The following is a 19,888-nucleotide window of genomic DNA, read 5'->3' as shown; positions in this document are numbered from 1 at the left end:
AACATTTCCACTTGAATACTGACGATTTTAATTAGTTCAATTCTTATCATCTACCACCATTTTGTCCCTGGTTCACCCTTAAAAGGTCCGACAATATCAGAAGTAATCCATCCACCGTAGAAATCACCCGGTTGAGGCTGCACTAATTCATCGTTTACATAGCAAGCATCCATTAAATTTGCATAAAAACTATAGTATTCTTGAATCCCTACAAAATCAGGAGTTGGTTCAATATATCTCCAAGCAGCATAATTGATATTTTTATCACCTACAGATATATTGTAATATTGACACCAGCCTTTCCATTCACACCAAGTTTTTTTAGGTGTTTCTATCAAATGTTCTAGTTTAATATCTTCAGCAGGGATGTAATATACTGGTGGATGGCTAGTTTCTAAAACTCTTTTAGCTTTCTGGGTTTCTCCTAAAATAATCCCATTAAAAATCACTTTGAGATGTTTATCAGTATCTTCTAAAATTGCTGGACGGGGATAATCCCAAACTGATTCTTGACCGGGTTGTGGGGGAATAGGATTTGGTCTCATTATTAGTAATTTCCTCTTTTAAGTGTTAATTCCAACGTTAAAAAATTCTCATCAATAGTTCATTCAACTTGACAAAGAATCAATCCAAACCACTGCTTTTCATCTGTCCATATTTTCACAGTTTTCAGTCCTTGTCTTTCAAGTTGTTTTTGCATATTTGTTAAATCAAACTTGCGAGAAATTTCTGTAAGGATGCTTTCTCCGGCTTGAAAAGAAACCGTTAAATTGAGAATATCTAAAGATACAGAATGACTTTCTTGACAATGGAGATACATTTCAATCTGAGTATCAGCTTGATTATAAAGTGCTTGATGAGTAAATAAATTTATGTCAAAATTACCTTGAAACCGCCAATTTAAATGAGAGAGCATATTCAAATTAAAAGCAGCCGTTACTCCCTGACTATCATTATAGGCTGCTTCTAAAATTTCTTTGGGTTTTTGTAAATCCATACCCAGCAAAAAGTAGTCTCCAGGGTTTAGGGTTTGGGCAACTTGGCTTAAAAAATCATCAGATTCTTGTGAACTAAAATTACCTATAGAACTTCCTAGAAAAAAGAGCATTCGTGATTGCAAATAATTAGATTCTAAGTGAACTAATGCTTGTTCATAAGTTCCTAGTAATCCATGAATAGAGAAATCAGGATATTTTTGTTGTAACTGTAACACGCTATTTTTGAGAATTCCTCCACTGACATCAATGGGTAAATATCTACATGAATTGGCAATTTTTTGATAAGCATCTAATAAAAGACGAGTTTTAGTAGAACTACCACTACCTAATTCTATTAATTCACAACAACCTGTAATTTCAGCAATTTCGTCAGCATATTGATTTAAAATCCATGCTTCTGTGCGAGTTGGGTAATATTCAGGTAAATCGCAGATTTTTTCAAATAGCTCAGAACCATAATCGTCATAAAAATATTTAGCGGGTAAACTTTTAGGAATTTGAGTTAATCCTTGAATAACATCTGCACCATCATTATTTAAATCTTGATAGTGATCATCAAGAATTGTCAAAGGTTTAATTAGCATTTTTTAATTCCTGACATTTTTTGTTTGAACAACAACCATATAAAACAGACCTGACTATTTAATTCTCTCTGTGACTCTGCGACTCTGCGTGAAAAAATCTAAATTAAACAACATTCTGAGCAATTCTAAAACCAACGTGCTGATAAAAATAAGGACGAAACCAATTACGATAAGATGGTAATGCCATTGAACCATTAGTAGCCCAAGAACCACCGAGCATCATCTGATGTTTACCATCAAAAAATGGTGCAGATTGGTCTTCATAAAGGGGATGAGTTTTAAATCCTGGTAGGGGATAAAATGTGTTTCCTAACCATTCCCAGACATTTCCTCGTAAGTCGAAAAGACCAGATGCGCTGTTGGCTGGTTTGAACATTCCCACCGGATTGGGGGAAATAAATTGTAAATTGAGATTACAGTGAGTTGATAAGCAGTTACCTTCAGATATTAGCAAGGCTTGATTCCATTCTGCTTCGCTCATCAAGCGTATTTGTGAACCTTTCCAGCGACAAAATGCGATCGCTTCATAGTGGTTAACTTCCACCGGCCAGTCAAGGGGTAAGTCTATTTCATCGAATGTAGCTCGATAGCGATAGCCATCTGATGTAGGTAGCCAGAATTTAGGGTGTTGAACTTGATAAAGTTGTTGCCATTCCCAAGATTCAGCGTTCCAGCAATCTCGATTATTGTAGCCACCCGCTTGCACAAACTCTAGAAATTCTCTGTTTGTCACCAGATATTGACTAGCTAAAAACGGTTTCACCTCTACTTCGAGATGTCCATATTCACTATCCCAACCGTAAGTTAGATCATGATCGGGTTTGCCCAATTGCACCACACCACCGGGAACTTCCCGCATTTCATTGTTATGAATAATATCGCTATTACCAAGTGCATAATTCCATCCAGGGGGGCATTTCAGGCTTTCCACCGGCAATTGACGCAGCAGCATAGAAGAGGTTTCAAAGTGAATGCGGCTATGTTCTATCCCCATTAATAAAGCCCAGAGGGGATGCTGTTGATGAATCGGCAGATGTATAGGAGTGGTTTGGATTACCTTAGTTATTTCTTCTCTAGCTTTATCCCGATATTGCCAAACTTTTTCCACATCAGGCCAACAAATCCCTTTTATAGCTGCATTTAACTCTGTTGGAGTTTCAGGATCAACTCCAATTTCAAACAGGATTTCATATTGTGGATGAATGCGATCTTTTATTAAACCAACCTGAATTAACTTGTTGATGTAAAAAACAGCAGAGTGACCGAGATAAAAAATGAGACAATTTCTTAAAGGGTCAGGATTCAGATAGAAAGTTTGGGGATCAACTAAACTTTGCAGGAGTTTTTCTTCAAGTTCCCAAGAATCCTCAAAGTATGTAAGTAGGGTTTGTTGACTGCAATGATCGAGTCTGGTGACTTGAGCAGATGTCATTCTATTAATTCTATTAATTGTGGGAATTGTAAGCATGACATTAATTGAGTTTTGCAAAAGCGCGAACGCATGATTTGATATCTGTCTTCATGTATCCCATTTTGCTGCGCTTTTGCTAATTTTTTTAGGAAAACTTTAGACTTAATCTAAAATATCCGTCTTTTAGGTCTATTATCGGGCTGTGTTGTTCGCAACGGCACTACTTCCGCTTCACTACTCTCTCTGGCTACTCTAATCAGCAACGCGGCAGCTATCAAACTGGCAATCATGGAATTACCACCATAACTAAACATGGGTAAAGGCAAACCGGTAGTTGGCAGCGCACCGGTAGCTACACCAATATGCAGTAATGATTGTCCAATCAAAACCACCGTGATGCCAATTGCCACTAGCCGATGAATAGTGTTTTTGGCCTTGAATGCTACAATTAGTCCCAAAGTAGCGAATACAGCTAAAAGTAGTAACAGCAACATACTACCAACAAAGCCAAATTCCTCAGCAAATATTGCAAATATAAAATCAGTATCTTGAATTGGTAAATAAAACAGCTTTTGTTGAGAAAGTCCAAATCCAACTCCCCAAGTTTTACCCGAACCTACTGCTAACAAACTTTGCACTAATTGATAACCATCTCCTGTAGCATCAGCCCAAGGATTGAGAAAGGACATCACTCGTCTACGTTGATATTCTTTGATACTAATACTCAATAATGCTAACAGCACTCCACCAAGGGCTGTTCCTCCCAAGTATTTGGATGGTATTCCAGCAGCTAAAGCAATTAACCAAATAGTCATTCCGCACAGTGCTGTTGTACTTAAGTTAGGTTGGGCAAGGATTCCTAATAGTACAAGACAGAAAACACCTAACCAAGAGAGTCGAACCCCCCAGCTTAATCTTTCCCACTGACCGAAAAGCCTAGCACTTTGCAGAACTAAAAAGGGTTTAATCAATTCTGATGGTTGAATGGGAATTGGCCCCACTGCTATCCACCTGGCTGCGTCAAACGCCTTTTTTCCTAATCCAGGAATCAGGGTGACGAAAATTAACCCTAAAAACAGCAACAAAAACCAATGAGATACCCCCAAAATTTTCCGTAAGGGGAGATTAACAATAATGTTGAAGATTATGAGTGAAACTAATACCCAAATGATTTGACGCTTAAAATAGTACATCCCGTCACTATGTCTTTCATCAGCTACGGGATAAGATGCTGAAAACAGGACGATTAAGCCGCAAAACAACCAAATCATTGTTAACCAGCGCAATAACCGTGCTTCTATTGCCCAAGTGGCAACGGAACTATCAAAAATTGGAATTAATTGGCGTAGATTCACAGTGTCTTATTTGGGTAGGAATAATAAGTTATTTTAGGTTTTAGTCGGTCTACTTCTGTGCTATCAGAAGAATACCGATTAAATGTAGATGCGGAGAGACTTTCCGCAGGATATCGCAAAAACGCATTCGCGGTAGCGTTGCGTTCGCGTAGCGTCCTGTAGGGAAGCAAAGGAGGCGAAGATAAGAAAGAAGATAGCTAATTTTATGCGAGATGTACGGAAATACCTACGACATTCTTTAAATAAAAAACATTTACTGAATCCTTATATATTGACTGCTCTTGTCTCAATTGGATTATGGCAGGTAGGGACTTGGACTAGTCTAGAATTACTAGGATTTAATTTATTGTTTCGTACACGCAACTATTTACCTCATCCCAATTGGGATTCACGGATTGTCGTGATTGGGATTGATGATGCGACATTACTCCAGTATGGGCAGTTTCCATTATCGCGCGATCGCTATACGCAATTATTAGAAACCCTAGAAGCCTCTCCTCCAGCCGTTATTGGCTTTGATATTTTATTTACAGATCCTACCAGTCACGATGCCGCACTAGCCGAAGCAATGGCAATCAATGGTCAGGTTGTCTTAGCAATTGCCCCCAATTTACACAAACAGACCTTGCGTCCAGTACCGATTTTAGATCGCGTCACCAGCAAAGGCCACATTGTCAACAATGCCGATTTAGATGGAGTCACACGTCAATACTCCCTCTATATCAATCAAGTTCCCTCCCTCGGCATCATGTTGTTACAAGGATACAACAATAGCTTGCAGCAGACCTTTACAGCAGACACCACCAAGCCTACAAAATCACAAATTCCCTTACCACCCATGCAATTGGGAGTAACAGCACAATCAGTTTTGATTAACTGGTTAGGACAAACTCAGCGAGATCAAGGACTCCTTACCTATTCCTTTGCTGATGTCGTCCAGAAAAAAGTAGATACAGCCAACCTCAAAAACAAAATTATCTTAGTCGGATTAACCGCCACCGGAGCCAACGATTCCTTAAAAACTCCCTTCGATCAAATACCACCAACATCTGGTGTCTACCTACACGCTGCCTTAATTGATAATCTACTTAACAACCGACTACTGCAAAGATTGCCCAGGCAATTTGAACTCTTACTATTATTCGGATTTGGACTCGGTTCTACTCTGATACTAGCCCCTTTAACATTTCCTAAACGCGCTCTTGTTATAGGTCTATTGCCTTTTGCCTGGTTCAGTCTATCAGTTTTAGCTCTCACTATCTCCAACCTCTGGTTGCCAATCGCTGCTCCCATTAGCACAATCTTCTTAGCTGCGTTAACTGTGCAATGGCAAGAACAAAAAGAAAAACAACAATTGATGAGTTTATTTGCACGTCATGTTTCCCAGGAAACAGCAACATTAATTTGGCAAAACCGGGCAGATATTTTTCAAAATGGTCAATTAGAAGCTAAAGAAATGGTAGCAACGGTTTTATTTACCGACATTCGGGGTTTTACCTCAATTTCTGAGGATATGAAACCACGCGAGTTGCTCGACTGGTTAAACTTATACCTGGGTGCAATGGCTGAATGCATTCAAGAGCATCATGGAGTAGTTGATAAATTCATTGGTGATGCCGTAATGGCTGTTTTTGGCATTCCCTTTCCCCACACCCGCGCAGAAGAAATTCAGCAAGATGCCATTGATGCTGTTTCTGCCGCCATATCTATGCAGAAAAGATTAGTACTATTAAATCAGGAATTAGAACGGCTAGGTAAGCCTGTTATTAGCATCGGTATTGGAATTCATACAGGTCTGATAGTTGCTGGCAGCGTTGGTGGATCTCAAAGACTAAATTATTCCGTATTGGGAGATGCTGTAAACATTGCATCTCGTTTGGAACAACTCAACAAAAACACAGACTGGTATAATCCTCAAAATATCTTAATTAGTGAAACAACATTCCATCTCATCAAAAAGCATTTTCATGCCCAAAAAATAGAGCAGTTAAATCTACGTGGACGGCACCAATTAACAATGATTTATTCAGTTATTGGATTAATAGATTAATTTTATCAAAACTAATTTAATTAGGTAACTATCATCAACTGCATATACCAAAACGAATGAAAATCTAGCTCTTCCTTTCCGCCTCCAGCATAGCTGTCTCCTGTCTCAATAGCACTACTAATTCCGATAATTTTACATTGTACTAAAATTGTGGTAAAAAAAATAAAGTTACTTACTATAAATGCAGTAATTTCTACTCGATTAAAACGAGTTCAAAACCTCCGTGGATTCAACAATTTCTTTAGTTATCTAAACATCTATAACAATTTGGTGAGTACGTGAATAGGTATCTGATTACAGGAATAGTCACAACTATTTTATGGGAAACTTTATCGTGCCAGGCTTGGACGCAGCCACCCTCTTGCATTGCTAAAAGTCTGCCTGAAGTTAGCAACTCTCTCAATAGTTTCCGCAAGAGAGAAGTTATTGTCATTGGAAAAATACCAGAACATCCATACGTGGTTATAGTTCCTGGCAACTCATATAAGTTGTTAAACAGTGTCAGAAGCTATGTTGCTGACGCATTTATCGCACAGCACAAACTAGGTGCTTATATATACGCAGGCGGCTCTTCATATAGAGAAAAGGCAGAGTGCTTATCTCATTTGTTGAAATCACGGGGTTTAGATGCACGAGTTGTCTATTTTCCCAAAAAAAATTAAATGTTGGTATTTTCTAGGAATTGAAGAAGAATTCAGAAGTCAGAATATATCCGTCAGAATGCAATCAGTGGAGGATACCCTGCGGGAAGCAAGCTACAGACCCGCCACTGATTGTAGACCACCGAATTTTCAATTTGGTGGGGGTCTTAAACCCGATTATTCATCCGCCAGTCGGACAAAATTCATTCTTCATTCTGACTCCTGACTCCTGAATTCTGTTCGATAAAATTGACTTTACCTGTGTCAATATCGTAAAAAGCACTAACAATTTTTAATCTACCAGCACGGATTAATCGATCTAAAACTACTGAATTTTTTTGTATTTTTTCAGTTTGATATCGAATATTAGCAATTTCTGCATTGTTATTACCATCAACATCATCTATTCTCTGTTGGTCATTTTCATTATCATCAACTTCATCTGTTCCCTGTTGATCATTTTCATTACCATCAACATCATCAAAATTATCTCTTCTCTGTTGATTTTGATCTAAAGATGGTTTAATACCATCAACAACAACGCCAATGTTGCCAGAAATTCGTTCATTTTTCATAGCTTTGGCAACTGCACCGCATCTTTTGTGACCCAAAACAACAATTAGCTCTGTACCTAAATTAGCTGTAGAATATTCTAAACTGCCTATAGCTTCGGTACTAGCAACATTACCAGCTACACGCACAACAAATAAATCCCCCAGTCCTTGATCAAAAATTATTTCTGGTGGTACACGAGAATCTGCACAACCTAATATTGCTGCAATAGGATACTGTTCTCTAGCAACTGATTGTATACGTCTTTGAGATTGGTTGGGATATTGACGATTTTGATTGATAAATCTTTTATTTCCTGCTATTAAGCGTCTTTGGGCTTCATTTGCAGTGACTGGATTAGGGTTGGGATTAGTTTCAGGAATTGTTATTTGTTCTCGGTCGGAAATGATGCTATTACAACCGATAATAGTACCAATACTTAAGCTACTTAAACCTACTAATTTTAAGAAGTTACGACGGCCTACAAATCCGTTAATTCTACTCATTAATCTACCTGATAACTTCTACATAATTGACAGGAAGATATCAGGTTTAACAATGGGGTGAGAGTACCTAATTACACGGTTTAAGGGTTATTTAATCTTTTGCTTAAGTAAGTAATAATCTATTAGCAGTATGGATAATAGTTCCCATTTGTATCCTTGCTACTAAGTTATTCCAGTTTCTTCTTAATAGCTTTGATATCTTCTGGTGACAAAGTTTTAGTGGGAATTTTTTTATCTAAACACATCAATTAAAGCATTTCAAGCTATTGTGCGTTGGTTTTAGTCCTATAGAGACGTACCTAGGTACGCCCCTATATACTAACCAATAGATTAATAGCGCCTTAGTGTAGCTGACTGTAGGTATCAGTTATCTATCTACAGATCCCATGATTACGTCAATACTACCGAGAATGACCACAATATCAGCAACTTTCATCCCACGTAACAAATGAGGAAGAATTTGCAAGTTATTGAAGTCGGCTGGGCGAATTTTCCACCGCCAGGGGAAAACATTATTATCACCAACTAGGTAAATTCCCAGTTCACCTTTGCCACTTTCTACACGGGCGTAGATTTCACCTGTGGGAATCTTAAAAGTAGGTGAAACTTTTTTACCAATGAATTGATAATCAAAAGCATCCCATTCAGATTTTTTCCCAGCCATTAAGCGTTTAGCTTCTAGGTTTTCGTAGGGGCCACCGGGTAAACCTTGAATAGCTTGTTTAATGATTTTTACCGATTCGCGCATTTCTCTCATCCGCACCATGTAACGGGCGAGACAATCACCGGCTGTTTCCCACTGTACATCCCAATCGAAGTCATCGTAACATTCGTAGTGATCAACTTTCCGCAAATCCCACTTCACCCCAGAACCGCGTAACATGGGGCCAGAAAGTCCCCAGTTAATCGCTTCTTCGCGGGTAATTGTGCCAATACCTTCAATACGTCGGCGGAAGATGGGGTTATTGGTAACTAGACGTTCGTATTCATCAACTTTGGGGATGAAATACTCGCAGAAATCTAAACACTTGTCTACCCAACCATAGGGTAAATCAGCAGCTACACCACCAACGCGGAAGTAGTTGTTGTTGACCATGCGATAACCTGTGGCGGCTTCCCACAAGTCATAAATCATCTCCCGTTCCCGGAATTGATAAAAGAAGGGAGTTTGTGCGCCAACGTCAGCTAGGAAGGGGCCAAACCATAGCAAATGGTTAGCAATGCGGTTGAGTTCCAGCATAATCACGCGAATGTAGCTGGCGCGTTTGGGAACTGCGACACCTGCTAATTTTTCGGGTGCGTTCACTGTAACCGCTTCGTTGAACATCCCCGCAGCGTAGTCCCAACGGCTGACGTAGGGGACATACATGATGTTTGAGCGGTTTTCGGCAATTTTCTCCATTCCCCTGTGCAGGTAGCCAATGACTGGTTCACAGTCAACGACATCCTCACCATCCAGTGTCATAATTAGCCGCAGAACTCCGTGCATTGAGGGATGATGAGGCCCCATATTTAGCACCATTGGTTCAGTGCGGGTTTCGATTCTACTCATAGATTTGCTGTTCTCCCGTTATGGACGTGAATTAAACCGCCAAGATGCTAACCAGACAAGATTTGTAGTATCTACCAAACAAAATTCAGCTTGTAGAGATAATTTATGTGTTGTCCCTACAGGGTTATGTTGGAGAGAGGATAGCAGGGTCGGACTTGTACTTGATGTTTTATTTTGTTGCACTTCTTAAATTATTATAGGTAAGCCTGATCTATAAGGCATGAAGACTTTTGATTTTTTTTCATCTACCTGTGGGATACAGGAAATTGACTCAACTTTTGTATCTCACCCTGAGGCGCTCCAGGAACAAAGCAATATAAGTAGAATTTTTTACTAGTTGTGATTAAATTATGAATCATCTGCAAGCATATTTTCAAGAAGTTAATCAGATTTATCAAGGTCAAAATGCTACTGAGCATAGTTATCGTCCAGCCTTAAAAAAATTAATAGAATCTTTAGAGTCTGGTATTCAAGCTATTAATGAACCTAAACGAATTGCTTGCGGTGCGCCAGATTTTGTGGTAATTCAAAATGCTTTAGAAGTTGGGCATATAGAAGCTAAAGATATTGGTATTTCTCTCAAGAAAGTTGAAAAAACAACCCAGTTGGGGCGTTATTTTCATGCTTTGAGTGGGTAATTTGATTTTAACGGAACTTAGACAAAAATTAAGCCCAAATGCCGAAACTGGCTTTATGAGAGGTAAATATGTCACGATTGAGGGTCAACCACTCAAAAAATCGAAAAGAAATAGCAGTTCTAAAGGCTTCTAAAGCTTCAGTAAAAGTGTTCAAAGGTTTAGTTGCCCACCTACGTCTCAAACCGCCAGTCAATTGATGCCAAAAAATAAAAGTATAAGCACAAAATACCAAGATAAAATGTCGCATGAGACTGGTTTTATCTCGGAATTGATATTCTTTCAATCCTAAAAATCCTTTGGCTTCTCGATAAAAAACCTCTACCCAATTACGTTGAGAATAGGTGTTGACTATCCATTCTGGAGTGACAACAGATGTAGAAACATTGCTAATAAAGTAGTCGATATCGGTGGCATCAGCAAAAGTAACAGCATAGCCTTTGGCACGGTGTTCCACCTACATGACGATAGCTATACTTCGCTTACCTTCTAAACGTGATATTTCTACTTCTTTAGTTGCTACCCATACTGTTCTCGGTTTATCTAACTTGATTTGAATTTCGCTAAAAGCCTCTTGAGGTAAAGTCTTTGCCAATTCATCTAGTCTTATTGTTTGTTGATTATTCTCTGTTTCACTAATTGTGACTTTCCGATTTTTGGCTACTCCTCCTAAATACTTTAATTTTCGCTTTTCTAGTTCTAATAGGAATGATGTATTGTTGCCATATCCTGCATCTACAATCACTATTCCTGGTTGGTATCTTTGCTCCAGAGTCTTGTCTATTAACTTGATTGCTATCTCTGTTTTTTTCTCAAATAGAGGGTCTTGTTTCCCTCCGAGCAAAGAATCAGCGTGTTGATATAACTCTATATCTAATGGTAGGCTTTTTCTCCCATCATATAAATGAGTTGTTACCACCACTATTCCATTATCAGTCTTACCGATTTCTCCAATATATTGTCTTCCCACACCTTCGGTAAAGTTACCACTTTTCCTATGCCCTGAATTATCAATTATCAAGCTGAAACCCCTACTGATTCTGGTCTGACTACACTTGTTCATTACCTCCAAGCGTCTTTCATTCACCTTTGTTGCCGACCAAGGTGCTTCTGTCAAAAAGTGGTGAAGGGAGGTGGTAAGTTACACCTACAGCGTTTTCTGCCATCTGAAACAGGTTTTTTCGCTCGCTTTCTCCTAATAACACCCCTAAATATTGTCTAAACTTTTATGATTAAATAAATCATCAAACCTTTGACACCATTTTTCCTCATCTTGGGGGCATGGCTGTGGGTGTTGTCTCTTTCATGAGGTTAGTTTGATGTGAAAGCTATGCTATCTCTGCATTACAACCTCTTTTGATCTCTTTTTTTGCCTAAGTCCCGTTGGATAGTAGATATTGCTGAGATTTATTTAATATCTTGTAAAAATTATATCATTAATAGCAATTCTATCTGATTTTCTCAGTTCCCTGACTTATTAAAGAAGTTGTGTATTTTTTAGTCTGAAAATTGTGCCTTCTTTCTTGATATAATAAATAACCAGAACTGAATAGGAGGTAATAATGTACGACAGCGATAAACGTAAACTATTATCAGCTTTGTGTCACGGGGCAATTTTTTTCAGCACTGCGGTTGTATCTGTTGGTTTACCTATAGCTATATTATTTGTATCCGATGATCCTGTCGTTAAAGACAATGCAAAGGAATCGATCAATTTCCACTTTAACGTTTGGTTCTACGGTGCAATTCTGGGAGCTTTATTTTTTCTAACTGGTTGGTTAGTTTTACCACTAATCATTTTGTTACCACTCGCAGGTTTAGGATATATCATCCACTGGGGACTAACAATCTGGGCGCTAATTGGTGTTTTTACCAATCCTGATCAACCTTGCCGTTATCCGTTTATCTTCCGAGTTCTTTAGGATAAAATCGGTGGTTTCATTAATCACAAACATTTGATTTAACAATTTACCCAAATTAATTGAATGATTTTTTTAAGATTGTTTTTTGTAAATTTGTTCTAAGCAAATGTCAACTAAGTTGTAAAATACAAAATTGCCCCACAGCTTCATCAACAGTAGGGCAAAGACAGTTAAGCACTGTTTCTAGTTTGTCTGAAGGTCACAAGATAAAACTTGACTTTTGTGACGCTTTCTTTTATGTCCATTGAGTTTTTTTGTTGATAAAAAATTATGTTTCCTACACATCGCCCCCGCCGTTTACGTACTCATCCACAATTGCGTCGAATGGTGCGTGAAACCGTTTTAACAACCAATGATTTGATTTATCCACTGTTTGCTGTTCCAGGCGAAAGTGTTGCTAAAGAAGTAAAATCTATGCCTGGTGTTTACCAACTTTCGGTAGATAAAATTGTGGAAGAGGCAAAGGAAGTTTATGATTTAGGTATTCCTGCTATTATCTTATTTGGAATTCCGGCAGATAAAGATGTAGATGCTACAGGTGCTTGGCATGATTGTGGTATTGTTCAAAAAGCAGCAACCGCAGTTAAAGAAGCAGTTCCTGATTTAATTGTGATGGCTGATACTTGTTTGTGTGAATATACAAATCATGGACATTGTGGTTATTTACAAGTTGGTGATTTGACAGGACGAGTTTTAAATGATCCAACTTTGGAATTATTGAAGAAAACAGCAGTTTCTCAAGCAAAAGCCGGCGCTGATATTATCGCACCTTCGGGAATGATGGATGGTTTTGTGCAAGCAATTCGTGCAGGTTTGGATGAAGCGGGATTTGAAGATATCCCGATTATGTCTTATGCTGCTAAATATGCTTCTGCTTATTATGGTCCGTTTAGAGATGCAGCAGACTCTACACCACAGTTTGGGGATAGACGCACTTACCAAATGGACCCCGGTAACGCCCGTGAAGCGATAAAAGAAATAGAGTTGGATATTGCTGAAGGCGCTGATATGCTGATGGTGAAGCCAGCTTTGGCATATATGGATATTATCTGGCGCGTTAAGGAAGCGAGTAATTTGCCTGTGGCGGCTTACAATGTTTCTGGTGAGTATGCGATGGTGAAAGCTGCGGCTTTAAATGGTTGGATTGATGAACAGCGCGTGGTGATGGAAACTTTGACTGGTTTTAAACGGGCTGGTGCTGATTTGATTTTAACTTACCACGCTAAAGATGCTGCTAGGTGGTTGTAGTTAAGATATTATCTCACGCAGAGGTGCAGAGAGGATTTTGAGTGTCTTTGTGTTTGGGCGTGAGATGATTTTATTGTGGATAAAGCACATGATAATTGTTATGTCTGGCATAACTGGCTTAAACATCCTCTAATTTGGCGTTATGCAAAAAAAAGTCAAAGTTAAACCGAATTCTAAACAACAAAAAATTGCCGAACAGGAAGATGGTAGTTTAACTGTACACTTAAAATCACCACCAGTAGATGGTAAAGCCAATGAAGAGTTAATTAAGCTTTTGGCAGAAAAATTTGATGTTCCTAAATCCTCTATTAGAATCAAATCCGGTTTAACATCTCGGCAAAAACTTGTGGAGATTGATGATTTATAGAATGTTTTCTGAGCAAAGCAAACTTATTTAAATCCCACTTTGGACTTACTAACTTCCAACGGTAAGAAAATTGTCAATACTTCTCCATAGTGGGGACTCTGACGCACAATCAACTTACCACCAATTGCTTGAAAAAGATGCTTAGTAGCCGCAATGTTTAAACTAATTGTTCCTGTTTCCGGTTGGAACATTAGTAATTGGCCTAGAGATTTACGAATTGGTAGTGTCGCAATTCTGGTTGTGTCTTGACAATCCAATTGAGGTGTTAATTGCAACTTGAGTTGATCACCTGCGGGAATAACCTGAACCTGAATAGAACTACCAGGGGGTAGACTGCGGGTAAAATTCTCCATTAAACCCGTGAGTACTCGATCTAGCATAGCGGGATTACTGACCACCGTTGGCAGTTGCTGAGGTAAAGCTACATCTAAAGTTAAATTCCGTCGATGGGCTGCTTGCTGCCAACGAGGTATACTTTGCTGCAATACTTGATCCAAAGACATCGGTGTTAGTTGGGTATTTGCAGATTTCGCGGCTGTACAAGTTTCTAATTCGGCTGCTTTAAATAGCAACTCCATACGGTCAATTTGCTCAGTACATTCGTGGTCAATAACTTCTAAGCGATTAGTTACAGTAGTAGGCAAATCTCGCCGTTTTAGTAGTAGACGAGTGAGAGTGCGAATAGTAGTCAGTGGGGTGCGGACTTCGTGAGCAAAAGCTTGTAGTAATTCCACATCAGAACGGGAAGATGGTTTTGGTGATGGGGAAACAGGGATATGGGGATGTGGGTAAATGGGAGGAGTATGTGCTGCTTTATCCGTTTCTGGCTCTGCTAATTCCTGAAGCAACAACTGGCTAAATTGAATTATGGTATGGTAACTTGGTTCTATAGGGGAGTATGTTTCGACTAACATATCCAACTCAGCGAATAATTCTGGGTTAGTCAAAATTACCCTAGCTCCTAGCGATCGCCAAGCTTGCTGCACTACTTCTGGCTCAAAGGAAAATAAAAATTCTTTTTTACCGCTTCTATCGGCTGATAAAACTAGAACTAATCTAAATTTTTCTGTGAACACCAAGCAAAACTGCTCTGAACCTAGAGGATCGGCTGGTAATAAAGGTAAAATAGTTTCTGCGTCTGCGTGGGCATGGCCTGTGATTAGCGCAGCGTCTCGGAAAGCAGATATCGCTTCGTTTTCGTTTTCATCACTTTCTGCGCTTATCTCTGATGAAACATGAAATGGCATCAGTGCCAACGGATTAAAGGGTTTGGCAGTAAAAGTTACCGTCTGTAAACTTTGAGTTAGTTTTGGCTGACTAAATAAAGGTGCTGGTGCAGTTAAAACTAAACCTTGGGTGATTTCAGGCGAAGCTGTTGCTAAATTATTGAGTAGTAGATGTTCTGTTGCTGCCAGGCTAATACGCCATTGCTGCTCTGCTTTGGCAGATGAACACCCAGCCATACTTGATTGGCTTTGGGCTAAAACTTCTCTCAAACTTGGCAAGATCCATTCGTACACAGGTTTTCACCCCTTGATTCAAGATCGTCTAACAGCAGCTAAGGTAGACATTGCACCATATACTTACGAGGTTATAGTCTTTCCTGCATTAGCGACAGTCGTAGAACCGAACAATTGAGGCGCAATTTCCCCTGTAATTAGAATTTTAAAGGTCATTGGGGACTGGGAATTGGAGACAACTGGGGGGGAATATTTATCTTTCTCATGCCTCATGCTTCCTTTCTCCTATTAAAATTATTATTCAGGTTGCGTCAAACTTCTCCAAATCTGATAATATCGAGTGATCAATGTGGGACAGCAGCATTTACCCTTAAAAAAGCTGTTAGGACTCTAGATAAGATTCAGTAAAGAGTCTTTATACCACATACCAGGGACTACACGTCTGTAACCATCATGAAAATTGAATTGGTACTTTTGTTAGAACTGACTTATAGATTTGAGTCAGAGAAGTTATCCAAGCATCAATTTTCAGCAACTTAGGTGCTTGAACAAGCATTTATGTTTTCGTCTGTTTAATTTGTTTTTTAAGATTCGCTCCTCAGAATCACACACATTCAGTACATCGCTTCACTTAATTCGATTTGGAGATAAACATGAAGAAGCTAATTCCCTTTCTTGTTAGCGGTATTTTAGTAGTTGGTGTTTTTGGTTGCCAAGAAGCTCCTAAAACTGGCTCAGAAACTCCTGGTACAACTAATGAAACTACTACAGTACCAGCAAAACCAGCGTCTCAAACTACACAGACTGCTCAACCTATTACAGAAGCTACCACTACACCAGTTAATACAACCACAAAAATTACTCCTTCTTCTACTAAAAGCGACCTCAAAACCGAAGTTAGCAAAAAGTTAAAGGAAGGTTTACCCAGCAATAAGTTGGAAGTAGAGAATAAAGAAGGTGAGATTATTCTCAAAGGTACAGCTGCTTCTCAAGACGAACTCAAAAAAGCGGAAACCTTGACGAAAGAAGTCAAAGGTGTAAAAAGCGTCAAAGTAGAAGCAAAAGTTACACCTGTAAGCAAACCATAGGGACTTTTACTATTTCTGTAGCGTGGGTGTCTTGCGTTCCTGGCACTCAAGATACCTGCTTTACAGGATTATTTAGGGAACACCAGAAAATAAATTATCCAATCTTGTGGTCTGGGCATCCTGCCCGTCCTTGATAATTTGCGGGCAAGATGCCCGCACCACAAGAAATTTTTGTACATTTTTTTATTTGGAAGTCCCTTACTTGTTGGAGTTCCCATTGATATTAAAAGATATCAAAACTGTCAGGACTTATCACAAAGTAAGTCCTGTTTTTTAGTAGCTTAATTATCCAAGTATAGATACTATCCACAATTGCATAAATACTTACCTCTCCCAAGACGTAGATTGACGCACCCTATATATAAATAATTGGATTTTTGTAGCTGAAGCTATAATACTTATTACATTATTACCCTTGTTTGACAGGTCTTTAGTGGTTAATGATTTCTACCAGCCTGCATTGTTGTTAGCACAAATTGGCTAAACAAAGTCTAGCAAATCGAAATTCATCTCCTATTCAAGTTTCTACTTGTTGGGCAGATGCGAAAATGGCAACATATTGTTACAATACTTAACAGCGTTCATCAAACCGGTGGCTTTCTTCATAATGGTTAAGACATTTCCCCCTAGTTTCCAATCAACTCCGGAGGACAGTTACGGAGGCGAATTGTCCGTGATTGAAGTAGTACCAGCAAATGGGACAACAGCCTTGGTTCTACATTCACCAAGACCCTCAACAGAGCAAGAACAGTCAGCACCAGCTAAAGCTGAACCTGAGACACTGGGTTACGATCCTGAAGAGATCCGCGCACATTACGCAAACAAACCTCTGCAAGTTTTGCGGCGGATTTTGGCAGTTTTACGACCAACTTTGTCCTATGTTTTGGGAATGTGGTCTGATAAACAACGGGGGATTGTTGTCAAAAACGATCGCCGTCGAGCGATTCAATTGCGAGAATTGCTCACAAAATTGGGGCCTGCTTACATTAAAATTGGTCAGGCTTTGTCTACTAGACCGGATTTAGTGCCTCCGGTGTACCTAGAAGAATTGACTAAACTACAAGACCAATTACCGCCTTTTGCCAATGAAATAGCTTACCAGTTTATTGAAGAAGAGCTAGGAAGCCCACCAGAGGAGATTTACGCGGAAATTTCCGCAGAACCAATTGCGGCAGCTTCTTTGGGACAAGTTTACAAAGGTAAACTGAAAACTGGGGAAGAAGTGGCGATTAAAGTCCAGCGTCCAGATTTGCGAGAACGAATCACTATTGACTTGTATATTTTGCGTTACTTAGCGGGATGGGTGCAAAGAAAAGTCAAGCGGGTAAGAAGTGATTTAGTTGGGATTTTGGATGAATTGGGCGATCGCATTTTTGAAGAGATGGACTACATCCACGAAGGCGAAAATGCCGAGCGATTCTTTGAATTATACGGTCATATGCAAGATGTATATGTACCAAAAATTTATTGGGAATACACCAATCGTCGCGTATTGACGATGGAATGGATCAACGGGATTAAATTAACCCAAGCACAAGAACTTCAGGATCTGGGTATCAACGCTCGTTATCTCATTGAAGTAGGTGTACAGTGTTCCCTACGTCAATTGCTAGAACATGGGTTTTTCCATGCTGACCCCCACCCTGGTAATTTGTTAGCCACCTTTGATGGTAAATTGGCTTATCTTGACTTTGGGATGATGAGTGAGATTAAGCCACCACAGCGTTATGGTTTAATTGAAGCGATCGTTCACGTCGTTAACCGTGACTTTGACTCATTAGCAAAAGACTACGTTAAATTAGAATTTCTCACCCCAGAAACCGACTTAACACCAATTATTCCCGCATTTTCAAGAGTATTTGCTAACGCCCAAGGTGCAAGTGTTGCCGAACTTAACATTAAAAGCATCACCGATGATTTATCAGCTTTAATGTATGAATATCCCTTCCGCGTACCTCCTTACTACGCTTTAATTATTCGTTCTTTGGTGACATTGGAAGGTATTGCTATTTATATAGATCCCAATTTTAAAGTTCTCAGTGAAGCTTATCCTTACGTTTCTAAACGCCTATTAACTGACCCAGCAGATGAATTAAGAACATCATTGAAAGAGTTGCTATTTAAAGATGGTAAATTCCGCTGGAACCGCTTAGAAAACTTGTTAACAAATGCACGGAACAGTCAAGATTATGACTTGAGCTTAGTACTCAATCAAGGAGTAGAATTTCTATCTTCCGAACGAGGTGAATTTATTCGTGACAGGTTAGTAGATGAGTTTCTCAACGGAATTGATGCTGTCAGTAAAAATGTCTTGCATAACTTTACTTACTTACTGCGAGAAAGAGTAGGATTAACAGCAGTTAATGAAACTCCTGGTGCAACAGTTGAACAACAACAGAACTTAGAGCATATCAAACGAATTTTGGGTATTCTCCGAGAAACAAAGGGTTTTGATGTTGCCCAAATTGCTCCCCAATTAGCACAGGTACTTGTTAATCCTAGAGTGCATCATTTAGGTCAACAAATTGCTAGTCGTTTTACACAAAAGGCTTTAACAAAATTAATTCGGCAATTGTTAGCAGCAGAATAAAATAGGTGATTGGTAATGGAGATTGGGGGTTAGGGATTTGTCAAAGTTTCTCCCATCTCCTAAAACACCAATTCAGTATTCAAAATTATGAATAAAAAATCAGTTTTTTCTCATTTTTACACGCATATTCTAGAGCAAACGTGATCACACTCAGTTATTCGGAAAAACACTCTGCAAATTACGATATCCACTGACAACACGCAGAATTTCGACATTATCCTCAAGAACTTGATAAAAGACGATGTAATCCATCATCAAAAGTCCTCGTAAACCAGGTCTTAGTCGAGCGTAGGACTTACCGATATATGGAAAACGTGCAAGGTGTTGGCACTTTTGGTTGAATGTTTGTACGAAGCGATCGCCTGCATCGACGCTTTTCTCCAAAAAATACTCAGAAATTGCTTCCAAGTCTCGGCTGGCGGTCGCCGTAATTCGTAGATACCTCATGAGGCGGCTCTGGCTGCTTCCACTTTACTGCGTAATCGAGCTAGTACCACATCTGCATCTAAAACATCACCTCGCTCTGCTGCCCGTACACCTTCTTCGATCTTTAGTCGTGTTTGTTCGACCCAGGCTAAGTATTCTGGGGTTTCGTCTGAATCTTGCTGTGTGATCTCGTCAGCAAGTAGAACAAGAGCTGTGTTAATTGCATCTTCTAGAGAAGCATAACCACCCTGCTGCGAGAGGGATTCAAGAATTTGGCTCTGCTGTGAACTAAGGGTGATTTGCATATCTATTAAGTACTTGAGGCTATTGGTTGGGATTTGAAAGAAGGGGCCATATTCTAAATATAGCTGTATTAGTGATGCGATCGCTAACGCACCTTACAAGAGCGGCAATCACACTAACCTTTTGGCTGGATTTGTTTATACGTAGCTAGTGCTAACGCAAGGCAAAAGCGTTTCTGTGGCATACCAGAAAAGAAAATA

The 19,888-nt window shown here is 39.3% G+C and carries 17 protein-coding genes and 1 pseudogene; 8 read left to right on the top strand and 10 right to left on the bottom strand.

The window, feature by feature from the left end; all coding sequences use genetic code 11:
• Positions 1-50: 50 nt before the first annotated feature.
• The 4 genes from ACSQ6I_RS16165 to ACSQ6I_RS16150 all read right to left on the bottom strand — a co-directional run bounded on the left by ACSQ6I_RS16165 (position 51) and on the right by ACSQ6I_RS16150 (position 4,348).
• A complete protein-coding gene (locus ACSQ6I_RS16165) occupies positions 51-545 on the bottom strand; it encodes a DUF427 domain-containing protein (RefSeq protein ID WP_438891321.1) in 495 nt (164 codons plus the stop codon).
• A gap of 59 nt (positions 546-604) precedes the next feature.
• A complete protein-coding gene (gene egtD / locus ACSQ6I_RS16160) occupies positions 605-1,582 on the bottom strand; it encodes an L-histidine N(alpha)-methyltransferase (protein WP_438891320.1) in 978 nt (325 codons plus the stop codon).
• A gap of 103 nt (positions 1,583-1,685) precedes the next feature.
• Positions 1,686-3,014: a 5-histidylcysteine sulfoxide synthase gene (gene ovoA, locus ACSQ6I_RS16155; RefSeq protein WP_438891319.1), complete on the bottom strand. Its 1,329-nt coding sequence runs from the start codon at positions 3,012-3,014 to the stop codon at positions 1,686-1,688.
• 146 nt (positions 3,015-3,160) lie between these two features.
• Positions 3,161-4,348 (bottom strand): FtsW/RodA/SpoVE family cell cycle protein, encoded by a 1,188-nt coding sequence (locus ACSQ6I_RS16150; RefSeq protein ID WP_438891318.1) that lies wholly within the window; start codon positions 4,346-4,348, stop codon positions 3,161-3,163.
• A gap of 205 nt (positions 4,349-4,553) precedes the next feature.
• Between ACSQ6I_RS16150 and ACSQ6I_RS16145 the strand changes: the two genes are divergently transcribed.
• Positions 4,554-6,398: a CHASE2 domain-containing protein gene (locus tag ACSQ6I_RS16145; protein ID WP_438891317.1), complete on the top strand. Its 1,845-nt coding sequence runs from the start codon at positions 4,554-4,556 to the stop codon at positions 6,396-6,398.
• 278 nt (positions 6,399-6,676) lie between these two features.
• A complete protein-coding gene (locus ACSQ6I_RS16140) occupies positions 6,677-7,060 on the top strand; it encodes a hypothetical protein (protein ID WP_438891316.1) in 384 nt (127 codons plus the stop codon).
• Positions 7,061-7,242: 182 nt separating this feature from the next.
• On the opposite strand, the gene ACSQ6I_RS16135 is transcribed toward ACSQ6I_RS16140, so the two are convergent.
• On the bottom strand, positions 7,243-8,097 hold the full coding sequence (locus ACSQ6I_RS16135) for a carbonic anhydrase (RefSeq protein ID WP_438891315.1): 855 nt from the start codon (positions 8,095-8,097) through the stop codon (positions 7,243-7,245).
• Positions 8,098-8,464: 367 nt separating this feature from the next.
• Complete coding sequence (locus tag ACSQ6I_RS16130) at positions 8,465-9,649, bottom strand: NAD(P)H-quinone oxidoreductase subunit H (protein WP_438891314.1); 1,185 nt, start codon at positions 9,647-9,649, stop codon at positions 8,465-8,467.
• Positions 9,650-9,999: 350 nt separating this feature from the next.
• Here ACSQ6I_RS16130 and ACSQ6I_RS16125 point away from each other — a divergent pair, with 350 nt between their 5' ends.
• Entirely contained in the window at positions 10,000-10,287 is a 288-nt protein-coding gene (locus tag ACSQ6I_RS16125) for a hypothetical protein (RefSeq protein ID WP_438891313.1), read from the top strand.
• A 28-nt stretch (positions 10,288-10,315) separates the two neighbouring features.
• Here ACSQ6I_RS16125 and ACSQ6I_RS16120 read toward each other — a convergent pair.
• Positions 10,316-11,591, bottom strand: a pseudogene (locus ACSQ6I_RS16120) (IS701 family transposase).
• 255 nt (positions 11,592-11,846) lie between these two features.
• Between ACSQ6I_RS16120 and ACSQ6I_RS16115 the strand changes: the two are divergent.
• From ACSQ6I_RS16115 to ACSQ6I_RS16105, 3 genes are all read left to right on the top strand, one after another.
• Entirely contained in the window at positions 11,847-12,206 is a 360-nt protein-coding gene (locus ACSQ6I_RS16115; RefSeq protein ID WP_438891312.1) for a DUF4870 domain-containing protein, read from the top strand.
• Between the two features lie 270 nt (positions 12,207-12,476).
• Positions 12,477-13,454 carry a porphobilinogen synthase gene (hemB, locus tag ACSQ6I_RS16110; protein WP_015212787.1) on the top strand — a complete coding sequence of 326 codons (978 nt, stop codon included), beginning with the start codon at positions 12,477-12,479 and terminating at the stop codon, positions 13,452-13,454.
• 142 nt (positions 13,455-13,596) lie between these two features.
• On the top strand, positions 13,597-13,821 hold the full coding sequence (locus tag ACSQ6I_RS16105; RefSeq protein WP_438891311.1) for a DUF167 domain-containing protein: 225 nt from the start codon (positions 13,597-13,599) through the stop codon (positions 13,819-13,821).
• 23 nt (positions 13,822-13,844) lie between these two features.
• Here ACSQ6I_RS16105 and ACSQ6I_RS16100 read toward each other — a convergent pair whose 3' ends face one another.
• The gene (locus ACSQ6I_RS16100; RefSeq protein WP_438891310.1) at positions 13,845-15,341 is read right to left on the bottom strand and encodes a sensor histidine kinase; all 1,497 of its coding nucleotides are present in this window, start codon (positions 15,339-15,341) and stop codon (positions 13,845-13,847) included.
• A 593-nt stretch (positions 15,342-15,934) separates the two neighbouring features.
• Here ACSQ6I_RS16100 and ACSQ6I_RS16095 point away from each other — a divergent pair.
• A complete protein-coding gene (locus tag ACSQ6I_RS16095) occupies positions 15,935-16,369 on the top strand; it encodes a BON domain-containing protein (protein ID WP_438891309.1) in 435 nt (144 codons plus the stop codon).
• A gap of 604 nt (positions 16,370-16,973) precedes the next feature.
• Positions 16,974-18,959: an ABC1 kinase family protein gene (locus ACSQ6I_RS16090; protein ID WP_438891326.1), complete on the top strand. Its 1,986-nt coding sequence runs from the start codon at positions 16,974-16,976 to the stop codon at positions 18,957-18,959.
• 150 nt (positions 18,960-19,109) lie between these two features.
• Here ACSQ6I_RS16090 and ACSQ6I_RS16085 read toward each other — a convergent pair whose 3' ends face one another.
• Positions 19,110-19,406, bottom strand: a complete 297-nt coding sequence (locus tag ACSQ6I_RS16085) for a type II toxin-antitoxin system RelE/ParE family toxin (RefSeq protein WP_438891308.1) — start codon at positions 19,404-19,406, stop codon at positions 19,110-19,112.
• Positions 19,403-19,690, bottom strand: a complete 288-nt coding sequence (locus ACSQ6I_RS16080; RefSeq protein WP_438891307.1) for a type II toxin-antitoxin system ParD family antitoxin — start codon at positions 19,688-19,690, stop codon at positions 19,403-19,405. Before ACSQ6I_RS16080 ends, ACSQ6I_RS16085 begins: the two co-directional genes overlap by 4 nt.
• Positions 19,691-19,888: the final 198 nt, after the last annotated feature.

The organism is Anabaena sp. WFMT (genome assembly GCF_051781005.1).
Classification (GTDB): domain Bacteria; phylum Cyanobacteriota; class Cyanobacteriia; order Cyanobacteriales; family Nostocaceae; genus Anabaena.
The sequence above is the reverse complement of the archived record's forward strand: the minus strand, read 5'-3'. Positions and strand labels throughout refer to the sequence as shown.

Coding starts and splice junctions, on each gene's coding strand:
- ACSQ6I_RS16085 (WP_438891308.1), bottom strand. CDS start 19,406: ATGAGGTATCTACGAATTACGGCGACCGCCAGCCGAGACTTGGAAGCA.
- ACSQ6I_RS16165 (WP_438891321.1), bottom strand. CDS start 545: ATGAGACCAAATCCTATTCCCCCACAACCCGGTCAAGAATCAGTTTGG.
- ACSQ6I_RS16080 (WP_438891307.1), bottom strand. CDS start 19,690: ATGCAAATCACCCTTAGTTCACAGCAGAGCCAAATTCTTGAATCCCTC.
- ACSQ6I_RS16105 (WP_438891311.1), top strand. CDS start 13,597: ATGCAAAAAAAAGTCAAAGTTAAACCGAATTCTAAACAACAAAAAATT.
- ACSQ6I_RS16125 (WP_438891313.1), top strand. CDS start 10,000: ATGAATCATCTGCAAGCATATTTTCAAGAAGTTAATCAGATTTATCAA.
- hemB (WP_015212787.1), top strand. CDS start 12,477: ATGTTTCCTACACATCGCCCCCGCCGTTTACGTACTCATCCACAATTG.
- egtD (WP_438891320.1), bottom strand. CDS start 1,582: ATGCTAATTAAACCTTTGACAATTCTTGATGATCACTATCAAGATTTA.
- ACSQ6I_RS16145 (WP_438891317.1), top strand. CDS start 4,554: ATGCGAGATGTACGGAAATACCTACGACATTCTTTAAATAAAAAACAT.
- ACSQ6I_RS16095 (WP_438891309.1), top strand. CDS start 15,935: ATGAAGAAGCTAATTCCCTTTCTTGTTAGCGGTATTTTAGTAGTTGGT.
- ACSQ6I_RS16135 (WP_438891315.1), bottom strand. CDS start 8,097: ATGAGTAGAATTAACGGATTTGTAGGCCGTCGTAACTTCTTAAAATTA.
- ACSQ6I_RS16130 (WP_438891314.1), bottom strand. CDS start 9,649: ATGAGTAGAATCGAAACCCGCACTGAACCAATGGTGCTAAATATGGGG.
- ovoA (WP_438891319.1), bottom strand. CDS start 3,014: ATGACATCTGCTCAAGTCACCAGACTCGATCATTGCAGTCAACAAACC.
- ACSQ6I_RS16115 (WP_438891312.1), top strand. CDS start 11,847: ATGTACGACAGCGATAAACGTAAACTATTATCAGCTTTGTGTCACGGG.